This is a genomic window from Clostridium aquiflavi, assembly GCF_031344075.1.
Lineage (GTDB): Bacteria > Bacillota > Clostridia > Clostridiales > Clostridiaceae > Clostridium > Clostridium aquiflavi.
In genome coordinates this window covers 46,041-55,632 of sequence record NZ_JAVJAN010000027.1, presented here as the reverse complement: position 1 = coordinate 55,632, position 9,592 = coordinate 46,041, and the positions used below count along the sequence as shown (strand labels likewise).

5 protein-coding genes, 1 riboswitch and 1 other annotated feature are annotated in these 9,592 nt (G+C 27.9%); of the genes, 1 reads left to right on the top strand and 4 read right to left on the bottom strand.

Going from position 1 to position 9,592, the window contains the following annotated elements; translation table 11 throughout:
- Window positions 1–228: 228 nt before the first annotated feature.
- Window positions 229–1,701: a sodium/proline symporter PutP gene (gene putP, locus RGC78_RS10870; protein ID WP_252211833.1), complete on the bottom strand. Its 1,473-nt coding sequence runs from the start codon at window positions 1,699–1,701 to the stop codon at window positions 229–231.
- A gap of 172 nt (window positions 1,702–1,873) precedes the next feature.
- Window positions 1,874–2,091 (top strand) — a binding site (T-box leader).
- A gap of 180 nt (window positions 2,092–2,271) precedes the next feature.
- Here putP and leuS point away from each other — a divergent pair.
- The gene (gene leuS, locus RGC78_RS10865) at window positions 2,272–4,722 is read left to right on the top strand and encodes a leucine--tRNA ligase (RefSeq protein ID WP_309556639.1); all 2,451 of its coding nucleotides are present in this window, start codon (window positions 2,272–2,274) and stop codon (window positions 4,720–4,722) included.
- Window positions 4,723–5,178: 456 nt separating this feature from the next.
- Here the strand turns inward: leuS and RGC78_RS10860 are convergent, their stop codons facing one another.
- From RGC78_RS10860 to RGC78_RS10850, 3 genes are all read right to left on the bottom strand, one after another.
- On the bottom strand, window positions 5,179–7,281 hold the full coding sequence (locus tag RGC78_RS10860; protein WP_309556638.1) for a methyl-accepting chemotaxis protein: 2,103 nt from the start codon (window positions 7,279–7,281) through the stop codon (window positions 5,179–5,181).
- 58 nt (window positions 7,282–7,339) lie between these two features.
- The gene (locus tag RGC78_RS10855) at window positions 7,340–8,074 is read right to left on the bottom strand and encodes an acyltransferase (protein ID WP_309556637.1); all 735 of its coding nucleotides are present in this window, start codon (window positions 8,072–8,074) and stop codon (window positions 7,340–7,342) included.
- A gap of 381 nt (window positions 8,075–8,455) precedes the next feature.
- Window positions 8,456–8,545, bottom strand: a riboswitch (cyclic di-GMP riboswitch).
- A gap of 209 nt (window positions 8,546–8,754) precedes the next feature.
- Window positions 8,755–9,510, bottom strand: coding sequence for a methyltransferase domain-containing protein (locus RGC78_RS10850; RefSeq protein ID WP_252211829.1), 756 nt, complete (start codon window positions 9,508–9,510; stop codon window positions 8,755–8,757).
- Window positions 9,511–9,592 lie beyond the last annotated feature (82 nt).

The window sequence follows — 9,592 nt, the reverse complement described above, 5'->3', positions numbered from 1 at the left end:
ACTCATAATACCTTTAAAACACATTATTTTAAAAGTTATCCACAAATTTTTTAATAATATAAATTCCTAAAGAATAAAAAAATTCTCAAAATCAATATATTAATTCCGAGAATTTTCTTAATATCTTTCAATAAAAACATAGGTTAAGCAAACACTATGATTTTATTAAGCTATATTTTAAATATGTATTAATATATGCAATAGGTGAGTTGACATTAAAAATATGTACTATTTTACTTTGTGCTTTTTCATATCTAAATTACTAACAACATATATAGCAATTAAAGCTAATAAAAATCCCGGTACAATTTCATAAAGATTAAATATTGGTGCTGAAAAATAGTTTTTAAATATTGGCCAAATTGCTGATGTAATCCCACCAATTAACATACCTGCTACCGCACCATTTCTAGTGATATTTTTCCAGAATAGTGATAATAAAATTACGGGGCCAAAGGCACATCCAAACCCTGCCCATGCATATGATACCAGTTTTAAAACTGAACTATCTGGATTAAGTGAAATACAAAATGCTATAAGAGCTACAACTAATACCGACAATCTACTAATTCCTATAAGCTCTTTATCTGAAGCTTTTGGCTTAATAATAGATCTGTAAATATCCTCTGAAATTGTAGAAGATATAATTAAAAGTTGAGAATCAGCTGTACTCATAATTGCAGCTAATATTGCTGATAATAATACTCCAATAAATATTAATGGAACACATTTGTGAACTAATAAAATAAATATAGTTTCAGAATCCGCACCTGTTAAGTTAGGGAAATAATAATGTCCAACAAGACCTATACCAGTTGAAGCTAAAAGTGTTATTATAACCCAAACTGTAGCTATTCTTCTTGAAATTTTAATTTCTTCTGGATTTTCTATAGCCATAAACTTTGTAATAATATGAGGTTGCCCAAAATATCCAAGCCCCCACGCAAGAGATGAAATAATTCCTACAACTGCCATTCCTATAGTTCCACTACTTGATCCAGTTATAAAACCAATATCTAATGGATTTAAAAGTGATGGATCAAAAGTTGATAATATATTTCCTACTCCACCAGCTTCTACTATAACTATTATAGGCAATACAAGTAATGTAAAAAACATTAATAACCCTTGAATTATATCTGTATAACATACAGCCATAAATCCACCTAAAAAAGTATAACTTACAACAACTAATCCACATATTATAACAGAAACTATATACGGGGTTCCAAAAACTGTTGTAAATAATTTTCCTCCTGACACAAATCCTGAGGCAGTATATGGTATAAAAAATACAAGTATGAATAACGAAGAAATTAATTTTAATGTTCTTGATTTATCATTAAATCTATTTTCTAAATAAGATGGTACTGTTATTGAATCTGAATATTTTTGAGTATCTACTCTAAGCCTTTTAGCAACTATTTTCCAATTCAAATATGTTCCAATAGCTAGTCCTAAAGCCATCCATACAGATCCTGATAAACCTGTTAAAAAAGCTGCTCCTGGAAGTCCAAGTAATAACCAGCCACTCATGTCCGAAGCTTGTGCACTTATAGAACTTCCCCAATATCCAAGTTTTCTTCCACCTAATGTATAATCTGATAAATTATTAGTTCGACGATAAAAATGTAGGCCTATACATAACATTACTACCAAATATAATGCAAATGTACCCCCAATTATTATTTTTTCATTCATTTATATAAACCTCCTAAATATAAGTAACAATTTTGTACGAATGTAACGATTTTAACAGAAAATTCATGTGAATTCAATTTTCTTAGTCAAAATAGGATTAGTATTTATATTTATAATTAATATGTCTCCTTGCTTTTTTACAAATTTTAATATATAATATTGCTAAATTTTATATTTTGCTGTGAATAGAAGTAGTAATAATAAAATGTATCTTTTAGAGAGCTATTGTATGGTGTGAAATAGTGTTACATTATTATGAACTTGTCTACGAGCTTACTTGTTAAAAACAAGTACGGGTAACTATCCGTTAAAAATATCAAGCGAGAAGATTAAATTATATTTTTTCTTCTAATAAGAGTGGTACCGCGGAATTTTGCTTTCGTCTCTTAATTTTAGAGATGAGAGCTTTTTTTTATACAATAAATTAATTCAATTGATAATTTACAATCTACAATTGACATTGAAAGAGAAAGCTTACAATTTTTTAATTGTACATATTTCTTAAGAAATATAATCCTTCATTGTCTATTGTCCATTGTCCATTGTCCATTGTTATTTTGGAGGTTAATTATGGAAAATTATAGTACTAAAATCGATGAAAAATGGCAAAAGATTTGGGAAGAAAATGAAACTTACAAATTTAACCCAGAAAATTTAGATAAGAAACTTTATACACTTGAAATGTTCTCTTATCCCTCAGGAGCTCAATTACATGCTGGTCACTGGTTTAACTATGGGCCAACTGATTCATGGGCAAGACTAAAAAGAATGCAAGGTTATAACGTATTCCAACCAATGGGTTTCGATGCTTTTGGGTTACCTGCTGAAAATTATGCAATAAAAACAGGTATACATCCTAAAGATTCTACATTTAAAAATATTGAAACTATGGAAAAACAATTAAAATCTATGGGTGCTATGTTTAATTGGGAAAATGAAGTTGTTACTTGTTCACCTGATTACTATAAATGGACTCAATGGTTATTCTTAAAACTTTATGAAAAAGGATTAGCTTACAGAAAAAAAGCACCTGTTAATTGGTGTCCATCTTGTAATACAGTTTTAGCTAATGAGCAAGTAGTTGATGGCTTATGTGAAAGATGTGATTCTGAAGTTAAAAAGAAAGATTTAACTCAATGGTTCTTCAAAATAACTGATTATGCTGATGAATTATTAGACAAATTAGATGGATTAGATTGGCCAGAAAAAACTAAATCTATGCAAAAACATTGGGTTGGAAGATCATATGGTGCACAAGTTACATTTAAAGTTAAGGATTCTGACTTAAAGTTTGATGTATTTACTACAAGAGTTGATACTTTAAATGGTGTAACTTATGTTGTATTAGCACCTGAAAATAAATTAGTTAACGAATTAACTCTTCCAGAATATAAGGACGCTGTTGAAGCATATAAAGAAGATGCAAGTAAACAATCTGATATAGAAAGACAATCATCATCAAAAGAAAAAACTGGTGTATTTACTGGTTCATACGCCATAAACCCTATAAATGGAAAAGAAGTTCCTGTATGGATTGCTGACTATGTATTAGCTACATATGGTACTGGTTGTGTTATGGCAGTTCCAGCACATGACGAAAGAGATTTCGCATTTGCAAGTAAATTTAATTTACCAATAGAAAGAGTTATTACTAATAAACAAGGTGATGAACCAGAACTTCCATTCTGTGAGCATGGAATACTTGTTAATTCAGGAAAATTTGATGGTTTAACTACAGATGAAGCTAAAAAAGCTATTGTTAGTGAACTTGAAAAAGATGAATTAGGACAAATGAAGGTTAACTTCAGATTAAGAGATTGGTTAGTTTCAAGACAAAGATACTGGGGAGCTCCTATTCCAGTTATATACTGTGATGAATGCGGAATAGTTCCAGTTCCTGAAAAAGACTTACCAGTAGAACTTCCTTATAATGTTGAGTTTACTCCAGATGGTAAATCACCACTTGGAAAATGTGAAGAATTTATAAATACTACTTGTCCTCACTGTGGTAAACCTGCAAAAAGAGAAGCGGATACTTTAGATACATTTGTATGTTCTTCTTGGTATTATTTAAGATACCCTGATAACAAAAATACTGATGCACCTTTTGATCCTGAATTAATAAATAAAATGTTACCTGTAGATAAATATGTTGGTGGACCAGAGCATGCTTGTATGCATTTATTATATGCAAGATTTATAACTAAAGCATTGAGAGATATGGGATACTTAAAATTTGATGAACCATTCTTAAGCTTAACTCACCAAGGATTAATCTTAGGACCAGACGGATTAAAAATGAGTAAATCAAAAGGAAATACAATCTCTCCAGATGACTATATTAAAGAATTTGGTGCTGATGTATTTAGAATGTATTTAATGTTCGGTTTCGCATATGTTGAAGGTGGCGCATGGAGTGATGATGGAGTTAAATCTGTTGCTAGATTTGTAGATAGAATTGAAAGAACTTTAGAATCATGCAGAGATATCATTAATGCTTCAGAAAATATTAAGACTACTATGGATTCTGAAGAAAAAGACTTAAACTTCTGGAGACATACAGCTATTAAAGGTGTTAGTGAAGATGCAGAAAAAATGCAATTTAATACTGCAATAGCAAGACTTATGGAATTTACAAATGCTCTTCATAAATATATTCAAGCTGATACTAAAAATCCTACATTCTTAAAAGAAACTGTAGTAGATTTCTTAAAATTATTAGCACCATTTGCCCCTCACTTTACTGAAGAACATTGGAACTTATTAGGTCATAACTCAACTATATTTAATGAAAAATGGCCTGAATTTAATCCAGCTGCTTTAATTAAAGATGAAGTTGAAATAGCTATTCAAGTTAATGGTAAAATAAAAGCTAAAATTATGATACCATCAAACTTAGATGAAGAAGGCATAAAGAAAGCTTCATTAGAAAACGAAACTATAAAAGCAACTACTGAAGGTAAAAATATAATAAAAGTAATTGTTATAAAAGGCAGACTTGTTAATATAGTTGTAAAATAGAAAATTTAATTATATCCTTCTTTTTAGAATTATATAATTTCAATAAAAAAAATAGTATCCTGAGAATATAACTTCTTCTGGATACTATTTTTTTATATTTGCCTTTTCCAACTTACTCAGCAACGTTGAATTTCTTTGTTAATAACCACATTTACCTCTTGTCTCAATTTTATATTGAGAGCAAGCTAAAATTGGACTATACTTTGCTAATTTCATAAACAAAAATATTCTGTGTTTTAACAGAGGTAATATTATAGTATATTAGCGTAGTGGCATTGGAATTTGCTTTTTAGAATTCTTAATAAAGATTTGTTGAATTAATTGCTTGTCCCAATGTTTCATTGGGAACATGCATTAATTAGACTAAGCTTTATTTTTAGAGTTCTTAAAGTAAATTCCTTAGTCCACGAGCTTTATACTATAATATCAACTCATTATCTTAAAACACAGAATATACTAATCTTCTTTTAATTCAAATTGTGCAACCATGTAATCTAAGCTTTCTGCTTGTGCTGTTAATTCTTCACTAGCAGCCGTACTTTCTTCTGCTATTGATGAATTAGATTGAATTACATTAGCTATATCTTCTATTCTTTCATTTATCTTATTAAGAGATTCTGATTGTTCTTCTGCTAAATTAACTATATTAACAACTAATTCAGTTGCTCCTTTAGTGTGTTCTACAACTTCTTTTAATGAGCTTGCTGTATTATCTGCTATTACTTTACCTTCATTTACAGATTCTATTGAGTTCTTAATAAGTTCTGTTGTTCTCTTAACTGCTTGTGAGCTTTGTTCTGCTAGCATTCTTACTTCATCTGCAACAACTGCAAATCCTTTACCAGCTTCCCCTGCTCTTGCTGCTTCTATTGCTGCATTTAAAGCTAATAGATTAGTTTGTTCAGCTATATCAGCTATTGTTTTTATTATATTTTGTATATTTTTAGATGAAACATCAATATTGCTCATAGCACTTAACATATCTTCCATTTGTTTGTTACTATCTTCAATATATGTAACTAATTGATTTACAATTTCATTAGTTCCATTTGCATGCTTAGCTGTACCTTTTAATTGTTCATTAATATCCCCAATTGATGCTGTTAATTCATCTATTGAACTTGCTTGATCAGATGCTCCTTGTGCTAATACTTGAGCTACTGAAGCTACCTCCTGAGATCCACTAGAAACTTGTTGTGTTGCTTCTCTTATTTGAGTAAATGTATTATTTAATGATGATACTATTTTTATTAAAGATTCTTTTATACCTACAAAATCACCTTTATATTCACCTTCTACATTTACATTAATGTTTCCATTAGAAATACTTCCTAGTACTTCATCTATTTCAGAAATATAAATTTTTAAATATTGAGCTGTATTATTTAATGCTTTAGCAACTTTTCCAAATTCATCATCTGAATTAATATTTATATTTGCACTTAAATTACCAGCTGCTACTTCATCAGCAAATATACTTATATTTGTTAATGGTTTAAGCATATTAGTTGAAAACTTATATATTGTTAAAATAACTGCTATTATAATTAATATTGCTATTATTAGCATTAATATTAATAGTTTAGTACAAATTGAGAAAAGTTCACTTTCATATACTACATTCACTACCATCCAATTAGTTACAGGTACTTTATGATAAAATGCTAGCTTCTTTCCAGTACCCATACCCAATTTAATTATACCTTTATCTTGTGATTTTATAGCAGATGATAACTTTAGCATTTCCTTATCTTCTAGTGTATTTATATTTTCTTTCATAACGTATTCTTGATTTGGATGTGATATAAATGTCCCATTATCTGCTATTAACATTCCATATCCTTTTTTCCCATATTTTAATTCTTTTACTTTATTTTCTACTACTTCTATAGCTAAGCTAGATGCTGCCCCTATTTTAGCCTCTCCCATTTCATCCTTCTTCCAAGCAATCATCATAACAACATTTCTCTTATATGCTTCAGAATATGTAGGATTTAAAATTATATCATAAGGACCATTATTATCAGAAAACTTTTTAAAACTTTCTTCTAAAGCCGCTTTAGCCCACGGAGAAGTTTTACACTCATCTGCATTTACATTATAATATCTTGCAAAAAGCTTATTTGAATTCTCTATACTTTTCCATTCATTCACTGAAATTCCATTTAAAATATGTAAGGCTGCATATTCATTAGGATATGTATTATTAACAAAAGTCCAACGTGATAAATTCAACTGGTCTATAAGAGCTATAGATTCATCATTATTTTCTAAGTTCAAGTCTGGATTAATCTCTAAAACACGCTCTAATATAGGACTTTGAGCTACTTCCTTTACTTCTGAAAGTCTTGAATTCAACCAAGTGTCAATATTATTTACAGCCTCTGCTTCCCTTTCTGACATAAGATTAACTAATTCTTTTTCTATCATATTTTTTGCAGAACCATATGTTATTGATGTTAGTAATAATAATCCAACAGCAACTATTGGTATGATTATTAACATTAATTTAGATTTTACAGATGTTTTCTTAAAATCAAGATTAATATTTTTCTTCATGATTACCCTCCTAATAATATCTATTTTAAAATGTAGCATTTGATTCAAAAATCACTATTTATTTTTGAAAGCTTTTATTGTGAAGCCATACATGATTTAATTCATTTTTATCTTTATTAAAAGTATTTCTTTTTCTAAATTCTTTTGCTGGAACTCCTGCAACTAACACATTTTCTCCTACATCTTTATTAACTAAAGAACACGCTGCAACTATTCCTTTTGTTTTTATTTTTACTCCTGGAAGTATTGTTGAATTAGAATATATTTTTGCATAATCTTCTATTACTACCTCGCTATATTCTCTAAAAGAATGATTATCTTCTTTATGAGAATGAGTAAGTATAGTTACCCCCTCACCTATGCCAACAAAATTTCCAACTTTAATTCCTCCTTTTGAATCTATAAAAGTTCCTCTATTAATAAATACATCATCACCAAATTCAATATTATCTGGTACATTAAATCTAACATTTTCTTCAGCTATAAAATTTTCTCCACAAGATTTAAATAATTTTTTAGCTAAAATCCTTCTATAAGGAATTGCAAAATTAGCTATAAGACACATGGGTGACTTGTCCAATACATCCCATAAAAAATGTAAATATCTTTTCTCCTCCGATATTCCATTTTCCGCAACTTTAGGTAAATAATCTCCATATAATTTAATTTCATCTAATATTTCAAATGGAATAGAACAATTTAAAATTTTAAAAATTTTTATCATTCCATCTTTATCTATTCCATATTGAATAATATCTTCTATCTGTTGTAATAGTTCATCTATTTTCTTCATAAGTATTTTCTCCTTACCCTTAAAATGATTTTCTTATTTGTAATAACAAAAAACTCTTTAAATACACCCCCCCTGTAAAATTATTAGTTTTCTTTTGTATTTTTATATAAAACGTATTCTTAAAAGTTAATCATCCATTTTTTCTTTTGCATTCATTAAATTACCTTTCAATGTATATTAATTTTAAGTTGCTAACACTTTAATCTACTAAAACAAAAAAGTCGCTAAGAGACTGTGGAACGCCGACTTTTTAGCTATGTACTCTTTTCAAACGTAGTGCAGAAATAATGGTGCATAATATGAATTCCTAAATAATAAAAAAGTATCTATGAATTCATAGACACCAAAATTTTAAATTATACAATTGTAAATTAACTGTATTTTGGCAACCTGACGATCATAGAAAATAAATTTTCCTTAGACTCATAAGCTTTGCGACCTTATTTTTCAATAAGTGTGCTATTATCATTCATATTTTGTTAAACACTAAATATGATAACATTATATTCCTTATAATTCAACAAAATATTTCATTATAAAGATAATTATAGAAATAAATCTTACTTTATCTTTACTTTTAAAAATAAAAGTAATAAAAAAACCTATGTATAATTCATATCTTTTTAATAATGAAGTATACATAGATTTTTTTGTGATATTAAAATATATTTTTATAATAATTATATTTCTATATCGTTATTTAAAATTTTTTTAAATTCTTTAAGTACATCTCTTACTTTATCTTCCTCTAATTGTTTATAGTTCTTTATATATCCTGATGTATCAAGAGATACATATAAATTTTTACTCATTTCAATCCAATTTTCTGGAATATATACCCATAAAACTTCTTCATAATTACAACTTAAAAGAAAATGTTCCATTCCCCAAAATGAATACTCTTCTATTTCATGTAATTTATTAAATGTATTATAGTCTTCTACTACTTTTAATTCCAATTTATATTCATATATATCAACATAGAAAAAATCGAATTTTTCTGGTTTTGCTTTAAATGCATCTCCATGTATAATTTTAACTTTTTTATTTTCTCCAAAGTTTTTCTTATACATTTCTATTACTTCTTCACTAATTTCATATACTATAACTTGATTTACCTTAGTTTTTTTTGCAATCTTATCTACTACGTATCCAAGACCAAGACCTACAATTCCTACTTTACCTTTAGCAAATTTTATTGCTTGATAAGAACTTTCTATTTCTTTTGGCGTAATACGCATAAGGCTTTTATCATCTTTTAATAATTGTATTATAGGTAAATCATATTCTTCTGTATTTTCATACATATATCCTTGAAGTTTTATTCCCTTACTACTTTTCTTTTTTATACAATAACGTCCAAGGCTATACTCATTTATAAGAGAATTATATTCTTGTACTTCTTTTACTATAAAATCTTTATTATACGGTTTCATAAATTTTTCCCTTCTAAAACTAATATAAAACTTATTATATAAATTATTATTAATAATATAAACCCTTTTAATACTTAAAATT